Raw genomic sequence first — 17,536 nt, 5'->3', positions numbered from 1 at the left:
CTCGCAATGACGTGGAGAGAGAAGCGCGAACGTGCCCCTCCTACCGTCTCGGCGCCGGTGCCTGCCTCGGCGGCTCCGGCGGCGGCGCGGGCGGTGGCGCGCTGCTGTTGCTGGCGCCGAACAGGACGCGGGTCGGGTTGCGGTCGAAATTGTTCACGGCGCGGCTGATGTCACCCAGCGTGCGGCGACCGTCGGCCATCAGCGCACCCGAGCGCTTGTCGAAATCGTCGGCGAGCTCGCGGATCGACTTCACCGCCTGGAACAGCTCGCCGCCGTCCTTGCCGCCGGCGAGCGTATTGAGGCCGAGCATGAGATTGTCGGCCTTGAGCACGACGCCGTCGACCTTGGCCATCACGCCGTCGATCTTCTCGGAATTGCGCGCGAGCGAACTGGTGAAGGTCTCCAGATTCTTCAGCGAGTTCTTCACCGATTCCTGATTGTCGGCGACGATCTTGTTGATGTTCTGCAGCGTGCCGCGGATCGCCTCGGTGACGTCCTGCAGCTTGTTGGGGTCAGCGGTCAGCGTCGGGATGCCGTCCTGGTCGAGCGGCGGCGGGGCCGCGGCTTCGTCGCCGCCCTTGAGCGAGATCGCGGCAACGCCGGTCAGGCCCTGGAATTCGAGGCCGACCAGGGTGTCCTTGCGGATCGGGGCGTTGTTCTCGATCATGGCGAGTGCGACAACCCGCCGCGGGTTGTCGAGCTTCACCGAGACCACCTCGCCCACCCGGATACCGTTGAAGTTGACGCTGCCGCCATTGCGCAGGCCGGCCGCCGGGCCCTCGAACACGACGCGCAGCGGGCTGCGCTGCTTGGTGGTGTGCAGCGACTGGAACCACAGCACGAAGCCGATCGCCGCCGCGATCACCGCCAGCGTGAACGATCCGATCAAAACGTAGTTCGCCCGCGTTTCCATCAGGTGCTCCGGCTACTCATCCCAGCTACTCAAGTCATGACCGCGCGGGCGCGCTTGCCATGGAAATACTGCCTCAACCAGGGATGCTGCGAGGCCTGCATGTCGGCGATCGACCCTGCCGCAATGATCTTACCGTTCCCTAAAACGGCGATGCGGTCACATGCGGTGTAAAGGCTGTCGAGATCGTGGGTTACCATGAAAACCGTCAGCCCCAAAGTGCGCTGGAGCGTCCTGACCAGGTCGTCGAAGTCGCCGGCGCCGATCGGATCGAGGCCCGAGGTCGGCTCGTCCAGGAACACGAGATCCGGATCGAGCGACAGCGCGCGGGCGAGCGCGACGCGCTTGATCATGCCGCCCGAGAGCTCGGAGGGAAAGCGTTCGGCGACCTCCGGCTTGAGCCCGACCATGGTGAGCTTGGCCATAGTGATCTCGTCCATCAGCCGCTGCGAGACGCGAAGATATTCGCGCATCGGAAACTGGATGTTCTGCCGCACCGTCAGCGAGGAGAACAGCGCGCCCTGCTGGAACAGGACGCCCCAGCGCCGCTCGACGTTGCGGCGCTGCGAGGTGTTGGAGGAATCGAGGTCGACGCCGAACACCTCGATGGAGCCCGCAACCTTCGGCACGAGGCCGATGATGGTGCGTGTCAGCACCGACTTGCCCGCGCCGGAAGGGCCGACAAAGCCCAGGATCTCGCCGCGCTTGACGTCGAGGTTGAGGCCGTCGAGCACGCGTGTCGCGCCGAACTGCACGGTGATGTCGCGGACGCGGATGATGGGATCTGAGGTTTCGCGTTGAGCTTCTCCTGCCATCGTCACATCCCGATCGAGGCGAAGAAGATGGCGAACACGCCGTCCATCACGATGACGAAGAAGATGCCCTTCACCACTGAGGCCGTGGTGTGCTGCCCCAGCGATTCCGCGCTGCCCTGTACGGCAAGGCCTTCGACGCAGGCGACGATGCCGATCACGGCGGCCATGACCGGGGCTTTCACGATGCCGACGATGAAATGGTCGATCGAGATGGCGTCGCGCAAGCGCAGCAGGAAGGCCTCGGGCTCGACCCCGCCATAGAGCCAGGCCACGAGCCCGCCGCCATAGAGCGCGGCCATCGCGCCGAGGAAAGCGAGAATCGGCAGCGCCAGCACGAGGGCCATCATGCGCGGCAGCACCAGCACCTCGATCGGATCGAACCCCATGGTGCGCAGCGCGTCGATCTCCTCGCGCATCTTCATCGAGCCGAGCTCGGCGGTGTAGGCGCTGCCCGAGCGTCCCGCGACCATGATCGCGACCAGCAGCACGCCGATCTCGCGCAGCACCAGCACGCCGAGCATGTCGACCACGAAGATGTCGGCGCCGAAGCGGCGGAAATGGAAGATGCCTTGCTGGGCGATGATGCAGCCGATCAGGAAGGTGATCAGCACGATGATCGGCACCGCCCGCCAGCAGACCTGCTCCATGTGATGCACGGTCGAGGTCAGACGGAACGAGCGCGGATGGATCAGGACGCGAAACCCTGCCGCGAGCACGGCGCCGAGCATGTCGACGAGGCCCGCGACCGTCCCGCCGACGCCGGCCACGGCCCGGCCGATCTGCTCCAGCATGCCGGTGATGGTGACCGGGCTGCTGTCGACCACCGCCGTCGCCCGGACCCGCCGCACCTCGTCCACGAGGCTGGAATAATTGGCGGACAGTCCCGCGATCTGGGCCTCGACGGGCCCTTTCGTCAGGCTGCGGCGCAGCCGCTCGATCAGCCAGGCGCCGAAGGTGTCGAGCTTGGCGACCTCGGAGACGTCGATGAAGATGCTTTGGGGGCTGCCGGCGAGCTTTTCGGCGTCGGCCACCATCCGCTCCAGGACCGGCGCGAAGCTCGCGGTCCAGGTCCCGGTGGCGCAAAGTGCCAGCGCGTTGCCCTTGGCAATCCGTTCCAGCTTCGGATCGCTATTCAAATGTCCGCTCCCGTGCCGGGGCGGAGAAAATCAGATGGTTGCGCACGCGCCCTTACCCAGAGAAGGTATCCCCAAGTGGTTAATGTTAGTTGCTAGAGGTAACTAGCAGGTTCAGATTTCGCCAGAGTTCAAAATGACTTCCATGAAATTTGCGTCCCTGGCGGCGCGAATCGAGCGCTTCCCGATCGCAGGCAGCTTTACCATCAGCCGGGGGGCCAAAACCGAGGCCGTGACGGTCGTTGCGGAGGTCAGCCGGGACGGCCTGACCGGCCGCGGCGAGTGCGTGCCCTATCCCCGCTATGGCGAGACCCCCGAGGCCACGCTCGGCGCCATCCAGGCGATGCAGCAGGCCGTCGTGGACGGGCTGACGCGGCAGGCCCTCCAGGCCGCCATGGCACCCGGTGCGGCCCGCAACGCCCTGGATTGCGCCCTGATCGACCTCGAGGCCAAGGCGGCGGGACAACGGGCCTGGAACCTGCTCGACCGCCCGGCGCCGGGCGAGCGCACCACGGCCTACACGATCTCGTTGGGGACCCCCGAAGCCATGGCCGCCGCGACCGCCAAGGCGGCGCACCGGCCGCTGCTCAAGATCAAGCTCGGCGGCGCCGGCGATCCAGAGCGGATCGCCGCGGTGCGCAAGGCCGCACCCGAATCCGAATTGATCGTCGATGCCAACGAGGCCTGGACCGAGGCCAACCTGGAAGCCAACCTCGCCGCCTGCAACGCCGTCGGCGTCACGCTGGTGGAACAGCCGCTGCCATCAGGCAAGGACGAGGCGCTGGCAAGAATCAAGCGGCCGCTCGCGGTCTGCGCCGACGAGAGCGTGCACACGCGCAGCTCCCTCGCCTCATTGCGCGACCGCTACGACGCCGTGAACATCAAGCTCGACAAGACCGGCGGCCTCACCGAGGCGCTGGCCATGGCCGATGCCGCGCAGGCGCTCGGCTTCGAGATCATGATTGGCTGCATGGTCGCGACCTCGCTGTCGATGGCGCCTGCCATGCTGGTGACGCCGCAGGCGCGCTTCGTCGATCTCGACGGACCCCTGCTGCTGGCGCGCGACCGCGATCACGGCCTGCGCTATGACGACAGCCTGGTCTATCCGCCCGACGCCTCGCTCTGGGGCTGAGCCTTGAGCCGATGCCGCGCCGACCAGATCAGGGCAGCACCGGCGGCGGCCATCGCCGCCATGACGTAGTACACGCCCTCACCGTAGCGCGCATAGATCGCGCCTGACGCGATCGACGTCGTTGCGCCGAGCAGCCCGTTGCAGGCGGCGTAATAGCCCTGCCCGCGCGCGATCTGATGCGCGGGCACACGCTGCACCAACAGATTCATGGTGCCGAGGATGGTCATGCCGAAGCTGAAGCCGTGGCCGAGCTGGGCGATCGCGAGCAGCGCGAGCGGCGGCTCGCTGGCGGTGACGATCCAGCGCACGACGGCGCTCAAGCCCCCGATCGCCATCAGCGTGGACGGATGCAGCGAGAAGCGCGGCGACAGCGCGAACACCACGATCTCGGCAATCACGCCCAGCGTCCACAGCGCCGCGATGGTCAGCCCGCTGAGGCCATGGAGCTGCCAGTTGATGGCCGAGAAGGTGTAGAACGCGATGTGGCTGCTCTGGATCAGTGCCGCCGATGCGATCACGGCCCAGAAGCCGGCATCGCGCAGCAGCGCCTTGCCGGCATGCCTCTCCGGCGCCCTCCGCCCGAGATCGTCAAGCGGCTGAAGCAGCAGGCTGGCGAGAACCGCAACGACGGCCCAGCCCACGATGACCCAGATCAGGTCGCGCGGCGCGATGCTGTCGACGAGATAGCCGCAAGCGAGCGATCCGGCCGCGAAGGCTGCCGAGCCCCACAGCCGCAAGGGTCCATAGTCGAGCCCGTAACGGGCGACGCCGCGCAGCGCATAGGCGTCGGTCAGCGGCATCGTCGGCGTCCACATCATGCAGGTCAGCGCGTAGATCAGGAACAGCGCCAGCGGCTGCTGCTGCAGGCCAAGGACCGAGAATCCGATCGCCGTCGCCAGCACCGAAACCATGATGCCGCCGCGAATGGCATGTCGCTTTTCGGCAAAGGCCGTGACTTGCGGCAGCGTGGTGAAGCGCGTGATCGCCGGCAGCGCGTTGATGAGGCCGATCCAGGCCGCGTCGATGCCGATCGCCTTCAGCCACACCGGAAAGAACGGCATATGCGTGCCCAGAACCGCGAAGAAGGCCGAGTAGAACAGGGCCAGGTTCACGGCGAATCGCCGCTTCTTCGCTGCCGCGATGGGGATTTGTGATTCGGACTGCATCAAACCAATTGCGATTCGGTCGATATCGTGGTGATCGTTACAATAACGCGCAGTGATTTGCGCGACGAGATCGCCATGGCCAACGAAGCATTCGCCCTTTCGCCCATGTCTGCCCGCGCGGCCGAGCCGAACGAGCAGGATTACGACGCGATCCGCGAAGCCTTCATGGAGACCGCGCGCGGCCGCTGGTTCCTCGGCGAATACGCCAAGCGCAACCGCAATGCCGACACGCGCATGGTGCTCGACGCAGTCGCGAAGATCGAAGAAACCCTTGCCGCGCAGCGACAACCCGTCGTCGAAGATCGCCTGCCCGAAGCGCTGGTCGAGATCCGCCGCGCCATCCGCGAAGCCGAGACGATCGCGCTTGCAGCGTTCGACCCCGGAGCGATCGAGGCGAGCCTTGCGCCTATCCCGCGCGGGGTGCGCATCATCAAGGAGATCTCCTGGCGCTGGCGCGAGATCGGCGCCGACGGGCGAATCTGCGACCTGATTGATTCGCAGCTCGCCTCGATCGAGGCCGCCTGCGGACAGGCCACGACCATTGACCCCCGCGTCGAGCTCAGGATTGCGTTTGATCTGCTGAAGGACCGGGTCGAACAGACTGACGGCGGCACAACGCCGCAGGCACCCGCTCCGGTGCAGGAGGCACCCTCATTCGTCGCCGAGGCCGCGCCCGTCGAGACCGCGCCCGCGGCGATGGCCAGTGATGCGCCCGCGACTGCAGAAGCACCCGTGGCTTTTACGGAGACGCCGCAGGACATCGCGGCAGCTGGCGAGCCGGAAGCTGCCATGGAAGCGGCCGGTGCTGCCGAAGCGTTTGCCGCTGCCGAGCCGGCATTGGACGCCGCAGCGGCGCCGGAAATCGCGACCGAAAGCCAGATCGCGATCCAGGAGATCGCGGTCCCGGACATCGCGCCCGACCAGGCCGCGCCCGAGACTATCGCGACCGAAGCGCGTGAAGACGTCTCGTTCGAGGAGCCGGCCCCCGAGCCTGCCGCCTTCGCGGAAGCCACAGGCGCATTCGCGCTCGACGCGGCCGCGCAAGCCGAAGACGACGCCGTGCTCGAGGCCATCGCGCTGGAGATGGCCGCGCCCGATCCGGAGTTCGACGAGATCATTGCACAGGCCGAGATGGACACGGCCATCCCGGAGCCGATGGCTGCGGAGGCCGCAGCACCCATCGCCGCCGAGCTGCCGGAGCCGGTCGCGTCTCAGCCGGTCGTCGCCCCCGTGGTGGAAGAGCCCGCCGCCGACGCGCCGATCGCAATGGACTCGCTCGCGCGCCTCACCGACGCCATTGCGGAAGCTGCCGCCGAAGTGATGGAGCAGCCGGCCCCGGCGATGGCCGCGACGGCAAATTTCGCCGCAGCACCGACGACGCCGCTGCCCAAGCTCTCGCCCGTTCCGGAGCCCTCGCTCGGCGCCACCATCCTCGCCAGCGGCATTCTGCAAAAGCCCCGCGCCCCCGCGAACGATCCCCTCGCCCCGATCCGTCGCATGACCCAGGCCGAGAAGATCGCGTTCTTCTCGTAAGGGGTGTGCTCCCCACCTATCAATTCCGTCATCCTGAGGCGCGAAGCTTGCGATGCGCACGCATCGTAAGCGGAGCCTCGAAGGATGAACGGCCGAGATGCAGCCGGGCCGTCGCCCTTCGAGGCTCGCTCAACGGCACGATGCGCCGCAGAGCGCGCGCCTAAGGGTGACGGTGATAGAGCGAACGGATCGGTGTATGTAGGGACCCACTAGAACCCGCTCACCACAGCCATGTCCCTCACCGAAGACACCCTCACCCTCTGGCGGCCCGTCGGCCCAAAGGAGCTGGAGCTGATCAGGCAATCCGGCATGCGCGCGTTCCCGCCGCGCCTGCCTGACCAGCCGATCTTCTATCCAGTATTGACCGAGGACTACGCCATCAAGATCGCGCGCGACTGGAATGTCCCGGCGAGCGGATCGGGCTTCGTGACGCGCTTTGCGGTCAAGCGGAGCCTCATCGAAAAATATGACGTGCAGGAGGCCGGCGGACGGGCGCATCTGGAGTATTGGATTCCCGCCGAAGATCTCGATGCGTTCAATGCCGCGATCGTAGGACCGATCGAGGTCATCCGCAGCTTTCCCTAGCCGCCGTCAGCGCCCCATCACCCGCAATTCCACACCGCACCGATCGGCGTGCGCGTCCAGCACGGGCCATAGCTGCCGCCGTTGTAGCGACCCCCGTTGAAGCCGGGGCGGCCGAAATAGTGCCACTCGCCGTCCCAGCGGTAATATTGCGGAACCGGATCGATGTACCAGTGGCGGCGGTCGTTGCGCGCGAGGCGCCGCATCGCGTCCTTCTGCTTGTAGAGCGGAATGCTGTTGCTCAGCGGCTGGCGATAGCCCGGCAGGAAGCCGTAACCGTGCCAAGCCTGCTTGGGACGCTTCTGCACGGGCTCAGCGGGCGCGACCGCGGGCAGCAGCGACAGGATGACAGCAACGAATAGACACAGAAGGCGAGACATGGATCGACGATAGACGCTCGCCTGCGGGATGGCCATTCAAATTCGAGTGGGAGGCATTTTTGCCGCTTCGACATGTCGGCCTGCCCCGATAAGCTTGCCGGGCGCAGCAGGAGCTGCGCGAATAATTTGCGGAGTGAACGCATGCCTGAAACCCCGCACGTCGGCGCTTTCGCCATCGTTCCAAGCAACGATCTTGCCGCTGCAATTCCGTTCTGGGAACGCCTCGGCTTTGCGCGCAGCGGCGGCGATGCCGGCTATGTCATCATGCGGGGCTGGGGATGCGAGGTGCATCTCACGCAAGCCGGCGACGGCCCATGGCGCGTGCCCGAGCACAATCCCTTCGGCATCTTCATTCGCACGCCCGATGTCGAGGCCATTGCCGCGCGCGTCGACGATCTCGTCATCCGGCCCGGCGGCGTGCTGCGTCACCGCGAATGGGGCATGTATGAAGTGGGCATCAACGGACCCGACGGTCTCCTCGTGCGGATCGGCTGGCCATCTCAGCTGATGCGAGCCTCTGGTGTTGGAGCGTGATCTTTTCGGAAAACCGCTGCACACTTTTCCGGATCGTGCGCTAGCTGATCACGCCCTTCCGGATCAGGAAGCAGCCGTAGCCTCTGCTGTCGCCGACCTGCACCACGCCAAACCCCGCAGCCGCCGCGCGATAAAAATCCGGCCGCGACAGCTTGCCGGGAGCAATGGGGCCGCCGCTGGCGCGTTCGATCTCGGCCAGCACCGCGCGCTGCACGTCGGGCACACGGTCGGGATCGTCGACCGGCGCCATCACGCGCACCGGATCGGGATCGAAATCGTCGAGCGGATAGACCGACATGATGGCGCGGACGGCCGTCTCCATCGTCATGCCCGGCAGCTGGATCAGGCGCTGCGACGAGGTCGAGCGGGCGATGTGCGTGGCCGGGTGGTTGGCGTCGACGACCACGAGATCGTCGCCGTGGCCCATGGAGGCCAGCAGCCAGAGCAGATCGGGCGTCAGGATCGGATCGATCGATTTCAGCATGTGACGGCGGTTCCCTCAGCGATCGCTAACCATAGCAGGTTCCAAGCGTGATTCAGATCACGCTGGGGCACCATGGTGATCGCAATCACGGAGTTCAAGCTCGAACGCGGCCAGGCTTCCCCGCAACCAATCTCGCATCGAGATCAGTGCCAAAGGAGCACGCCATGTTCCGCCTAAAGCCGTTGCTGATGACAGCCAGCCTCGTGGGAAGCCTGTTCGGCTTCGCCTGCGGCCCCGTTTCCGCGCAAGTCGCCCCCGTCGAGCCCGCTCCCACCGCGCTGCAGGGCCCGGAGCAGCGGGTGGCGCTGGTGATCGGCAATTCGAACTACCAGAACGCCCCGCAGCTCGCCAATCCCGACAACGACGCGCAGTCGATGGCGCAGTTCCTGAACTCCGCCGGCTTCGAGGTGGTTGCCGCCACCGACCTCACCCAGAACGACATGCTCCGCGTGGTGCAGGATTTCTCCGCCAAGGTTTCGGCCCGCGGTCCGAACACGGTGGCGATGGTCTATTACGCCGGCCACGGCGTGCAGCTCGCGGGCGAGAACTATCTCGTTCCCGTCGACGCCAAGGTGTCGAGCCAGACCGAGCTCGTCAACAATTCGGTGCGCCTCGTCGACGTGATGTCCACGCTGGAGACGATCCCGAGCCGCATGCGCATCGTCATCCTCGATGCTTGCCGCAACAATCCCTTCCCGAGCGTCAATGACGCCGGCCGCGGCCTTGCCATCGTCGATGCGCCGAACGGCTCGATCGTCGGCTACTCGACTGCGCCGGGTGCCGAAGCGCTCGACGGCACGGGCGGCCACAGCCCCTATACGCAAGCCTTCCTGAACGTCGCGCGCGAGCCCAACGTGCCGATCGAGCAGTTGTTCAAGCGCGTGCGCCTGCAGGTGAACCAGACCACCAGCGGCGCGCAGATCCCGTGGGAAAGCTCCTCGCTCACCTCAGATTTCACCTTCTTCGGTGACACCGCTGTCGCCGCCAACCGCGCGCCGGTGAATACGCCTGTGGTGCAGATGGCCTCCAACCTGCCGAGCCGCTCGACCCGTCAGGCCTATGACTACGTCGTGTCCGAGGGACGCCCGGAATACTATCAGGAGTTCATCCAGATGTATCCGCACGACCCGCTGTGCGACCACGTCCGCTGGCTGCTCAACAACATCCTGCTGTCGCAGGCCTGGCACAAGGCGGTGCTGGCGAACTCCCCGCTCGCCTACAAGAACTTCTACAACAGCTACAGCAACACGCCCTATGCGAAGGTTGCGCTGAACCTCGAGGCCCAGCCGAAGCAGATCCCCCTGATGCAGGCGACCAAATTCCTGGCGCCGCAGAACATTGCTCCGACCTTCAAGATCGGCAATCTCGGCCAGCCCAAATACATGCCGCTGCAGCAGGGCAATAATGGCGGCCAGATCAACGGCAACCTGCCGGTCGTGCAGAAGCTGGGCGACAGCAACGGCATCGGCAAGCTCGGCAATGGCGGCCAGATCGTCAATCTGCCCTCCGGCAACAACAACCAGCCGGGCCAGCCCAATGGTACGCCGTCGCAGACCCCGGGCAAGATCGTCACCCTGCCCGCGCCGACCAACACCACCAACAACAATGGCGGCATCGGCAAGATCGTGACCCTGCCGGCGACCAACAACAAGCCCAACGGCGGCAATGCCAGCGACAAGCCGGGCAAGATCGTGAGCATGCCGGTGAATGTCGGCAAGGGCGGCACGAATACCGAGACGAAGCCGGTGAACGTCCAGACGCAGAACGACCCGATCCGCGTCAACAACGGCGTGAAGATCAACAACAACCCGGTGAACAAGGTGCAGGTCCAGAACAACGTCCAGAACAACAACCGCCCGCAGTTCACTACGACCAACCGCATGGTCAACAGCGGTGGCAACAATTTCCGCCAGTCGATGAACCAGGCCCCGAGCATGGGCGGCGGCAACAACCACCGTGGCTTCATGCACTGATCGCAGCGGGTCAACAACAAAGGGGCAGAGCGGAAACGCTCTGCCCCTTCTTCATGTCGCCCCTTGAGGATCGTCATTCCGGGATGCGCCGTGAGGCGCAGGCCCGGAATGACGGCTAGGCCACCAGCTCGGCGAACAGATCCGCATCGACATTGCCGCCGGAGAGCACGATGACGACGTTCTTGCCGGCGACATCGAGGCGGCCCGCGAGCAGCGCGGCGAGCCCGACCGCGCCGCCCGGCTCGACCACGAGCTTCAGCTCGCGATAGGCAAAGGCGACGGCGGCGCCGACTTCCTTGTCCGAGGCCGTGACGCCGCGCGCCAGCAGCTTGCTGTTGATCGCAAAGGTCATCTCGCCGGGGATCAGAGCCATCAGCGCATCGCAGATGGTGCGGCCCGCAGGCCCATGCGGCTCGCGATGGCCCGCGGTCAGCGAAAGGCCGTGATCATCGAAAGCTTCGGGCTCGGCCACCACGATTTCGGCCAGCGGATAGCGCGCTTTGACGGCCGTCGCGACGCCCGCGATCAGGCCGCCGCCGGAAGCCGGCGCCACCACGATGTCGGGGCTGAGGCCAAGGCCCGCCATGTCCTCCGCGATCTCGCGCCCGGCGGTGCCCTGCCCTGCGATCACGAACGGATCGTCATAGGGCCTCACCAGCGTCGCGCCGCGCTTCTCGGCGATGCCTCGCGAGATCGCCTCGCGATCGTCCTTGTCGCGATCATAGAGCACGACCTCGGCGCCGTAGGATTTGGTGCGCTCGCGCTTGGACAGCGGCGCATCCGCGGGCATCACGATGGTCGCCTGCATGTCGAGGATCTTTGCCGCCGCCGCCACGCCTTGCGCATGGTTGCCGGAGGAGAACGCGACCACGCCGCCGGCGCGCTTGTCCTGCGGGATCGAGAACACCTTGTTGAAGGCGCCGCGGAACTTGAAGGAGCCGGTGCGCTGGAGCATCTCCGGCTTCAGAAACACCTTCGCACCGACGCGCTCGTTGAGCACGGGAAAGGACAGCAGCGGGGTGCGGATGGCGTAGGGCGCGATCACGCGCGCTGCGGCGTCGATATCGGCGGGGCCGATCGGGAGGAGCTGTTCGGTCATGGCCGATGTTATCGCGGCCGATGAGGCCCGGGCAAGGCATCTCCGCGCGAGGATTGTCGCCCAAGGCGTTTTCAAGCGAAATCGACGCCGGTTCGCGTGAAGAAAACGCGTCAAAACAAGAATCTGGAGCTATTTCGATCCATCGGATCGAGATAGCTCTAGGCCACGAAGCGGGGCTGTTCCGCGCCGTTTCGACCCGGCAGCACCGCGCCGACCGCCAAAATGCTGTCGATGAAGACCCGCGCCGAGGCCTCCCAAGTGTAGTTGGCGGCGAATTCGACGCAATCCTGCCGGGAGACGCCGAGCGCCGTGAAGCAGGCATTGCGCAGATCGTGATCGAGCGCGCCGACCGGGGCATCGCCGATCACGTCGCGCGGACCCTTCACCGGGAAGGCCGCCACCGGCAGGCCGCTGGCGAGTGCTTCCAATAGAACGAGGCCAAAAGTGTCGGTCTTGCTCGGGAAGACGAAGACGTCAGCGGCCGCGTAGATGTCCGCCAGTTCCTCACCGTGCTTCTCGCCCAGGAAGATCGCGTCGGGATAGGCCTCTTCCAGCGCGGCGCGTGCCGGGCCGTCGCCGACGATCACCTTGGTGCCGGGCAGGTCGAGGTCGAGGAAGGCCTCGAGGTTCTTCTCAACCGCGACGCGGCCGACCGACAGGAACACCGGTGCCGGCAGGCAGAGATCGACGGCGCGCGGATGGAACAGGCCGGTATCGACGCCACGGGGCCACAGCAGCACATTGTCAAAGCCGCGCTCGGTCAGCTCGCGCGCGAGCGCCGGCGTTGCCGCCATCACGGCACGGCTGGGCGCATGGAATCTGCGCAGCGCCCGCCAGATCAGCGAGCCCGGCACCGGCACGCGGGCGCGGACATATTCGGGGAAGCGGGTGTGGAAGCTGGTCGTGAACGGCAGCTTGCGCTGGCGGCAATAGCGGCGGACCATCAGGCCGATCGGCCCTTCGGTCGCGATGTGGATACTGTCGGGCCGCGCCTCCTCGATCAGCTTCGCGATCCGGGCCGGGCGGGGCATCGCCAGGCGCACGTCGCGATAGCTCGGCATTGCGAAGGTGCGGAACGATTGCGGCGTGAGGAACGTGAACACAACGCCGAGCCCTTCGGCAGCGTCTGCAAGCTTGGTCAGCGTCCGAACCACACCGTTGACTTGCGGGTGCCAGGCGTCGGTCGCGACCAGGATGCGCATCAGGCGGCCTCTGTTATGCAGCTCTGGCTGCAACCTGCGGGACGGCTGCCGGCTTCTGCAGATGATCCGCCCAGGTGATGATCTCGAAATGACCGTCGTCGTGCTCGACGAGCGCCGTGCAGCTCTCGACCCAGTCGCCGCAATTCATGTAGCGGATGCCGCCCTCGTCGCGGATCACGGCGTAGTGGATGTGGCCGCAGATCACGCCGTCGGCGTCGTGACGGCGCGCCTCGGCGGCCAGCGCCTGCTCGAACGCGCCGATATAGTTGACGGCGTTCTTGACCTTCTGCTTGGCCCATTGCGACAGCGACCAATAGGGCACCTTGAACATACGTCGGAAGAAGTTGACGAAGCGGTTCATCTGGATCGCGAAGTCGTAGGCCTTGTCGCCGAGATGGGCGAGCCAGCGCGCGTTCTGCACCACGAGATCGAAGATGTCGCCGTGGATGACGAGATAGCGCTTGCCGTCCGCGCCGGTGTGGACGGTGTTTTCGACGACGTCGATGCCGCCGAAATGCGTGCCGTAATAGTTGCGCAGGAACTCGTCGTGATTGCCGGGGATGTAGATGACCTTGGCGCCCTTCCGCGCCTTGCGCAAAAGCTTCTGCACGAGGTCGTTGTGGGATTGCGGCCAGTGCCAGCTCGATTTCAGGGCCCAGCCATCGACGATGTCGCCAACCAGATAGATCGTGTCGGCGTCGTGGTAGCGCAGGAAGTCGAGCAGAAGATCGGCTTGAGAACCGCGGGCTCCGAGATGAACGTCGGAGATGAACAACGTGCGAAAGCGCCGTTCCGGGCTCTCGTCACTCACATCGTAACTTCCCATGCGCGCCAGCCTGTAACAATGTCCCGTGACAGGGGGATGACCGATTGAACTTTTGAGGCACCTTCAGATACGAATCAAACTTCGCCTCGCCCTCCCTGCGAATATCAGCCGCATGCGACAATCAGGCGACATGGTGCCGCGGGAGCGCCGGGCCCCTGTTCGTTTCCGAGGCAATCTGCCCGCGGCACATCCTTCGAGACGCCCGCCGTTGGCGGGCCCTCAGGATGAGGCCGAGTGTGCGGCCCTAGTTTCAACGGGCACAGTGCTGCTTAGCCTCATCCTGAGGAGACCGCGTAGCGGTCGTCTCGAAGGACGAGGCGCGCGTTCAGGGGCAAGCCCGCGTCAGTAGAACTTGTGAAAATGATGGATCGGCCCGTGGCCGTGACCGACGCTGAAGCGGTCGGCGGCGCCGATCGCCGCGCTGATCCAGGCCTTGGCCTTGCGCACGGCGGTTTCGAGATCCTCGCCCTTGGCGAGGCCCGCGGCCACCGCCGAGGAGAGCGAGCAGCCGGTGCCATGGGTGTTGCGCGTGGCGAGGCGAGGCGCGGTGAGCGCGAGCGTGCTGTCGGCATCGACGAGATAGTCGGTGCTCTCGGCGCCCTCGCCGTGCCCGCCCTTGATCAGGACCGCCCGGCAGCCCAGCGCCAGCAGGCGCCGTCCCTGGCTCTCGATCTCCGCCTCGCTTGCCGCGACCTTCTCGTCGAGCAGCGCCGCGGCCTCCGGCAAGTTCGGTGTGATCACCGAGGCCAGCGGCATCAACCTGGTGCGCAGGGCGTCGACGGCCTCGGATGCCAGCAGGCGGTCGCCGGAGGTTGCGACCATGACCGGGTCGAGCACGATGTGCCGCGGGTTCCAGCGCGTCAGCGCCGCCGCAATCGCATCGATGCTGGCGACCTGGGCCACCATGCCGATCTTCACGGCCCCGACGTCGAGATCGGAGAACACCGCATCGATCTGCGCGGTGACGAAATCCGCCGGCACGGCGTGGATGCCGGTGACGCCACGCGTGTTCTGCGCGGTCAAGGCCGTGATGGCGGACGCGCCATAGACGCCGAGCGCGGCAAAGGTCTTCAGGTCGGCCTGGATGCCGGCGCCGCCGCTCGAGTCGGAACCGGCGATGGTGAGTGCGACCGGGGTCGTCATCGACGGGCACATTTGCTGGATTGGGACGCCATGGCCCGTCCTAGCGCGACCGTGGAACTCCAGCAAGCGCTGCCGAGCCGCGACGAGCCGTGATTCGCGACACCCGCGTGTTCCCGGGGGTCGGGCGGGCAGAGCACGGCCTCCGTACCCCAAGGGTGCGGGCATGAAAATGCAACCACGCCGAACCCTTGGTATAGTCGCGAACCTGCTTCGCCGATGCGTGAGACGTCAGTGGTGGAACTGTCCGGCGACACCGACGTCGCGGGCCGCCCCGGCCCGCAAGCTGCCTGACATGGAATCCTGGGGTGGAATGATGTGGGCCTTTTTTGAACGTCTCCTCGACTCGTCCATGCTCTCTCCGCACGGCATCTGCCTGTTGTGGGAGCCTGAGCTGATCTGGCTTCACGTCGTATCCGACGCCTGCATCGCCGCCGCCTATTTCTCGATCCCGTTTGCGCTCGCAATCCTCGTCACCAAGCGGCGCGATCTCAAATTCGGTTGGGTCTATTGGGCCTTCGCGATCTTCATCATGGCGTGCGGCCTCACGCATGTGCTGTCCATCTACACGCTCTGGGTGCCGGTCTACGGCATCGAGGGCATCGTCAAGGCGGCGACCGCGGTGGCGTCCGTGATGACGGCGGGCGCGCTCTGGCCGCTGCTGCCGAAGATCCTGACGATCCCCTCGCCGTTCGAGCTGCGTCAGGTCCAGGCTGCGCTCGAGGAAGAGGAGATCAAGAGTCGGGACGCCACGCTGCTGCTCCAGCAGGTCAGCGACGCGCAGCGCGCGATGCGCGACAGCATGGCGCGCCTCACGGCCATCGTCGAGACCGCGGTCGACGGCGTCATCCTGTTCGACGCGCAGGACCGCATCCTGCTGTTCAATCCGGCCTGCGCGCGCCTGTTCGGCTACTCGGCCGACGAGGTGATGGGCCGCAACGTCCGGATGCTGATACCCGAGGCGGGCGCCGCGCCAGACGGTCAGGGGAGGCAATTCGCGACCGCCGGCGAGGCCACCGGCCTGCGCAAGGACGGATCGACCTTTCCGATGGAGCTGTCGGTCGGCCAGGCGCGACAGGACGGCGAATTGATCTTCGTCGGCATCGTCCACGACCTGACCGCGCGCAAGCTGACCGAGCAGCAGCTTCAGCAGGCGCAGAAGATGGAGACGGTCGGCCAGCTCTCCGGCGGCATCGCTCACGACTTCAACAACCTGCTCACCGTCATCATCGGCAACGCCGAGCATCTGAGCGAGCAGTTGAAGGCGAGGCCCGACCTGCGGCGCTTTGCCGACGACATCGCCCAATCGGGAGAACGAGGCGCCGAGCTGACGCAGCGCCTGCTCGCATTCAGTCGCCGTCAATTGCTGCAGCCGCAGACGATCGATTGCCGGAGCCTGCTCGAATCCATGTTCAAGCTGCTCAAGCGCACCTTGCGCGAGGACATCGAGATCAAGACGAGCTCCGGGCTCGGCACCATCCAGGCCTTCGCCGACCGCGCCCAGCTCGAATCCGCCGTGCTGAACCTTGCGCTCAACGCCCAGGATGCCATGCCGGCCGGAGGTCACCTGACCCTGAGCACGGAATTGACCACGCTCGATGAGGACTATCGCGTCCTTCATCCCGAAGTCGCAGCCGGAGCCTACGCGTTGATCTCGATCACCGATGACGGCGAAGGCATGACGCCGGAGGTCGCCCGGCGCGCCTTCGAACCGTTCTTCACCACCAAGGAGGTCGGCAAGGGCTCCGGGCTCGGCCTCAGCATGGTCTATGGCTTCGCCAAGCAATCGAACGGCCACGTCACGATCTACAGCGAGGCAGGGCTCGGCACGACGGTCCGGCTCTACCTGCCGCGCGCGGATGCCGGGTCATCACAGGGCGAGCTTTCCGATAGCGAGGACGCGGCGCCGCGCGGATACGAGACGATCCTGATCGCCGAGGACGACCCGTTCGTTCGCTCCTCCGCCATCCGCAGGGTGGAAGCCCTGGGATATCGCGTCGTTGCCGCGGTCAACGGCAAGGAGGCCCTGCAGCAGCTGCGCACCGACCCCAGCATCGACATGCTGTTCACCGACATCGTGATGCCCGGCGGCATGAGCGGCTGGGACCTCGCCGACCAGGCCCGGCGGATTCGCCCCTCCCTGCCGGTCCTGTTCACCTCGGGCTACGCGCTGGAGACCCTGGTCGAGCAGGGCCAGGCGCATGCGCAGGCGATCGTTCTGACCAAGCCCTATCGCAAGATCGAGCTCGCCCAGCGGCTCAGAGAGGCGTTCGCGGCCACGACCGTGGCGTCTTGAAACCCGGCAAGTGTGCTTGCTAAATCCTGCCGGTTTTGGCCTATTGGCCGCCAGATATGCTCTTGGAGTGCCCGCGATGGTTCCTTTTTTCGTCCAGATCAAATGCAAGCTCGGCCAGTCCTACACGGTCGCCAATGCGCTTGCCGAAGCCGAGATCGCGTCCGAGATCTACTCCACGGCCGGCCAATACGACCTCCTCGTGAAGTTCTACGTCGACAAGGACACCGACATCGGCCATTTCGTCAACGAGAAGGTGCAGGTGCTGCCCGGCATCCAGGACACCCTCACCATCATCACCTTCAAGGCGTTTGGCGCGAGCTGAGCTCTTGGG

At 65.9% G+C, this 17,536-nt stretch carries 17 protein-coding genes; 7 read left to right on the top strand and 10 right to left on the bottom strand.

Annotation, left to right across the window (positions count from 1 at the left end):
* Positions 1-40: 40 nt before the first annotated feature.
* The 3 genes from TSA1_RS25750 to TSA1_RS25740 are packed head-to-tail and all read right to left on the bottom strand — an operon-like array spanning position 41 to position 2,861.
* Positions 41-913 (bottom strand): MlaD family protein, encoded by an 873-nt coding sequence (locus tag TSA1_RS25750; RefSeq protein ID WP_100178775.1) that lies wholly within the window; start codon positions 911-913, stop codon positions 41-43.
* A 29-nt stretch (positions 914-942) separates the two neighbouring features.
* Positions 943-1,725: an ABC transporter ATP-binding protein gene (locus TSA1_RS25745; RefSeq protein WP_174719071.1), complete on the bottom strand. Its 783-nt coding sequence runs from the start codon at positions 1,723-1,725 to the stop codon at positions 943-945.
* Positions 1,726-1,727: 2 nt separating this feature from the next.
* On the bottom strand, positions 1,728-2,861 hold the full coding sequence (locus TSA1_RS25740; RefSeq protein ID WP_100178773.1) for an MlaE family ABC transporter permease: 1,134 nt from the start codon (positions 2,859-2,861) through the stop codon (positions 1,728-1,730).
* Between the two features lie 133 nt (positions 2,862-2,994).
* On the opposite strand from TSA1_RS25740, the gene dgcA reads away from it, so the two are divergent.
* Positions 2,995-3,990: an N-acetyl-D-Glu racemase DgcA gene (dgcA, locus tag TSA1_RS25735; protein WP_100178772.1), complete on the top strand. Its 996-nt coding sequence runs from the start codon at positions 2,995-2,997 to the stop codon at positions 3,988-3,990.
* Here the strand turns inward: dgcA and TSA1_RS25730 are convergent.
* Complete coding sequence (locus TSA1_RS25730; protein ID WP_100178771.1) at positions 3,960-5,156, bottom strand: MFS transporter; 1,197 nt, start codon at positions 5,154-5,156, stop codon at positions 3,960-3,962. The two genes, dgcA and TSA1_RS25730, sit on opposite strands and share 31 nt — an antisense overlap.
* 75 nt (positions 5,157-5,231) lie before the next feature.
* On the opposite strand from TSA1_RS25730, the gene TSA1_RS25725 reads away from it, so the two are divergent.
* Positions 5,232-6,689: a hypothetical protein gene (locus TSA1_RS25725; RefSeq protein ID WP_174719070.1), complete on the top strand. Its 1,458-nt coding sequence runs from the start codon at positions 5,232-5,234 to the stop codon at positions 6,687-6,689.
* 231 nt (positions 6,690-6,920) lie between these two features.
* Positions 6,921-7,274 carry an ADP-ribosylation/crystallin J1 gene (locus tag TSA1_RS25720; protein ID WP_100178769.1) on the top strand — a complete coding sequence of 118 codons (354 nt, stop codon included), beginning with the start codon at positions 6,921-6,923 and terminating at the stop codon, positions 7,272-7,274.
* Positions 7,275-7,291: 17 nt separating this feature from the next.
* Here the strand turns inward: TSA1_RS25720 and TSA1_RS25715 are convergent, their stop codons facing one another.
* Positions 7,292-7,651 carry a hypothetical protein gene (locus tag TSA1_RS25715; RefSeq protein ID WP_245448411.1) on the bottom strand — a complete coding sequence of 120 codons (360 nt, stop codon included), beginning with the start codon at positions 7,649-7,651 and terminating at the stop codon, positions 7,292-7,294.
* Positions 7,652-7,792: 141 nt separating this feature from the next.
* Between TSA1_RS25715 and TSA1_RS25710 the strand changes: the two genes are divergently transcribed.
* A complete protein-coding gene (locus tag TSA1_RS25710) occupies positions 7,793-8,185 on the top strand; it encodes a VOC family protein (RefSeq protein ID WP_100178767.1) in 393 nt (130 codons plus the stop codon).
* Positions 8,186-8,225: 40 nt separating this feature from the next.
* Here TSA1_RS25710 and TSA1_RS25705 read toward each other — a convergent pair whose 3' ends face one another.
* Positions 8,226-8,669 carry an RbsD/FucU family protein gene (locus TSA1_RS25705; protein ID WP_100178766.1) on the bottom strand — a complete coding sequence of 148 codons (444 nt, stop codon included), beginning with the start codon at positions 8,667-8,669 and terminating at the stop codon, positions 8,226-8,228.
* A 164-nt stretch (positions 8,670-8,833) separates the two neighbouring features.
* Here TSA1_RS25705 and TSA1_RS25700 point away from each other — a divergent pair, with 164 nt between their 5' ends.
* Positions 8,834-10,642 carry a caspase family protein gene (locus TSA1_RS25700; protein WP_174719069.1) on the top strand — a complete coding sequence of 603 codons (1,809 nt, stop codon included), beginning with the start codon at positions 8,834-8,836 and terminating at the stop codon, positions 10,640-10,642.
* Between the two features lie 115 nt (positions 10,643-10,757).
* On the opposite strand, the gene TSA1_RS25695 is transcribed toward TSA1_RS25700, so the two are convergent.
* The 4 genes from TSA1_RS25695 to thiD form a co-directional block, all read right to left on the bottom strand.
* Complete coding sequence (locus tag TSA1_RS25695; RefSeq protein ID WP_100178764.1) at positions 10,758-11,741, bottom strand: threonine/serine dehydratase family protein; 984 nt, start codon at positions 11,739-11,741, stop codon at positions 10,758-10,760.
* 158 nt (positions 11,742-11,899) lie between these two features.
* Positions 11,900-12,943, bottom strand: coding sequence for a glycosyltransferase family 4 protein (locus TSA1_RS25690; RefSeq protein WP_100178763.1), 1,044 nt, complete (start codon positions 12,941-12,943; stop codon positions 11,900-11,902).
* A gap of 13 nt (positions 12,944-12,956) precedes the next feature.
* Positions 12,957-13,769 carry a UDP-2,3-diacylglucosamine diphosphatase gene (locus TSA1_RS25685; protein WP_100178762.1) on the bottom strand — a complete coding sequence of 271 codons (813 nt, stop codon included), beginning with the start codon at positions 13,767-13,769 and terminating at the stop codon, positions 12,957-12,959.
* 342 nt (positions 13,770-14,111) lie between these two features.
* A complete protein-coding gene (thiD, locus tag TSA1_RS25680) occupies positions 14,112-14,912 on the bottom strand; it encodes a bifunctional hydroxymethylpyrimidine kinase/phosphomethylpyrimidine kinase (protein ID WP_100178761.1) in 801 nt (266 codons plus the stop codon).
* A gap of 349 nt (positions 14,913-15,261) precedes the next feature.
* Here thiD and TSA1_RS25675 point away from each other — a divergent pair, with 349 nt between their 5' ends.
* Together TSA1_RS25675 and TSA1_RS25670 are read left to right on the top strand one after the other, a co-directional pair.
* The gene (locus TSA1_RS25675; RefSeq protein WP_430649776.1) at positions 15,262-17,205 is read left to right on the top strand and encodes a PAS domain S-box protein; all 1,944 of its coding nucleotides are present in this window, start codon (positions 15,262-15,264) and stop codon (positions 17,203-17,205) included.
* Positions 17,206-17,281: 76 nt separating this feature from the next.
* Complete coding sequence (locus tag TSA1_RS25670) at positions 17,282-17,527, top strand: Lrp/AsnC ligand binding domain-containing protein (RefSeq protein ID WP_018317369.1); 246 nt, start codon at positions 17,282-17,284, stop codon at positions 17,525-17,527.
* Positions 17,528-17,536 lie beyond the last annotated feature (9 nt).

The organism is Bradyrhizobium nitroreducens, from assembly GCF_002776695.1.
Lineage (GTDB): Bacteria > Pseudomonadota > Alphaproteobacteria > Rhizobiales > Xanthobacteraceae > Bradyrhizobium > Bradyrhizobium nitroreducens.
The sequence above is the reverse complement of the archived record's forward strand: the minus strand, read 5'-3'. Positions and strand labels throughout refer to the sequence as shown.

Excerpts from the sequence above, each read along its gene's own strand:
- TSA1_RS25730 (WP_100178771.1), bottom strand. The coding sequence starts at position 5,156 with ATGCAGTCCGAATCACAAATCCCCATCGCGGCAGCGAAGAAGCGGCGA.
- TSA1_RS25700 (WP_174719069.1), top strand. The coding sequence starts at position 8,834 with ATGTTCCGCCTAAAGCCGTTGCTGATGACAGCCAGCCTCGTGGGAAGC.
- TSA1_RS25710 (WP_100178767.1), top strand. The coding sequence starts at position 7,793 with ATGCCTGAAACCCCGCACGTCGGCGCTTTCGCCATCGTTCCAAGCAAC.
- TSA1_RS25690 (WP_100178763.1), bottom strand. The coding sequence starts at position 12,943 with ATGCGCATCCTGGTCGCGACCGACGCCTGGCACCCGCAAGTCAACGGT.
- TSA1_RS25750 (WP_100178775.1), bottom strand. The coding sequence starts at position 913 with ATGGAAACGCGGGCGAACTACGTTTTGATCGGATCGTTCACGCTGGCG.
- thiD (WP_100178761.1), bottom strand. The coding sequence starts at position 14,912 with ATGACGACCCCGGTCGCACTCACCATCGCCGGTTCCGACTCGAGCGGC.
- TSA1_RS25670 (WP_018317369.1), top strand. The coding sequence starts at position 17,282 with ATGGTTCCTTTTTTCGTCCAGATCAAATGCAAGCTCGGCCAGTCCTAC.
- dgcA (WP_100178772.1), top strand. The coding sequence starts at position 2,995 with ATGACTTCCATGAAATTTGCGTCCCTGGCGGCGCGAATCGAGCGCTTC.
- TSA1_RS25695 (WP_100178764.1), bottom strand. The coding sequence starts at position 11,741 with ATGACCGAACAGCTCCTCCCGATCGGCCCCGCCGATATCGACGCCGCA.
- TSA1_RS25705 (WP_100178766.1), bottom strand. The coding sequence starts at position 8,669 with ATGCTGAAATCGATCGATCCGATCCTGACGCCCGATCTGCTCTGGCTG.
- TSA1_RS25715 (WP_245448411.1), bottom strand. The coding sequence starts at position 7,651 with ATGTCTCGCCTTCTGTGTCTATTCGTTGCTGTCATCCTGTCGCTGCTG.
- TSA1_RS25720 (WP_100178769.1), top strand. The coding sequence starts at position 6,921 with ATGTCCCTCACCGAAGACACCCTCACCCTCTGGCGGCCCGTCGGCCCA.
- TSA1_RS25745 (WP_174719071.1), bottom strand. The coding sequence starts at position 1,725 with ATGGCAGGAGAAGCTCAACGCGAAACCTCAGATCCCATCATCCGCGTC.
- TSA1_RS25685 (WP_100178762.1), bottom strand. The coding sequence starts at position 13,769 with ATGGGAAGTTACGATGTGAGTGACGAGAGCCCGGAACGGCGCTTTCGC.
- TSA1_RS25675 (WP_430649776.1), top strand. The coding sequence starts at position 15,262 with ATGCTCTCTCCGCACGGCATCTGCCTGTTGTGGGAGCCTGAGCTGATC.
- TSA1_RS25725 (WP_174719070.1), top strand. The coding sequence starts at position 5,232 with ATGGCCAACGAAGCATTCGCCCTTTCGCCCATGTCTGCCCGCGCGGCC.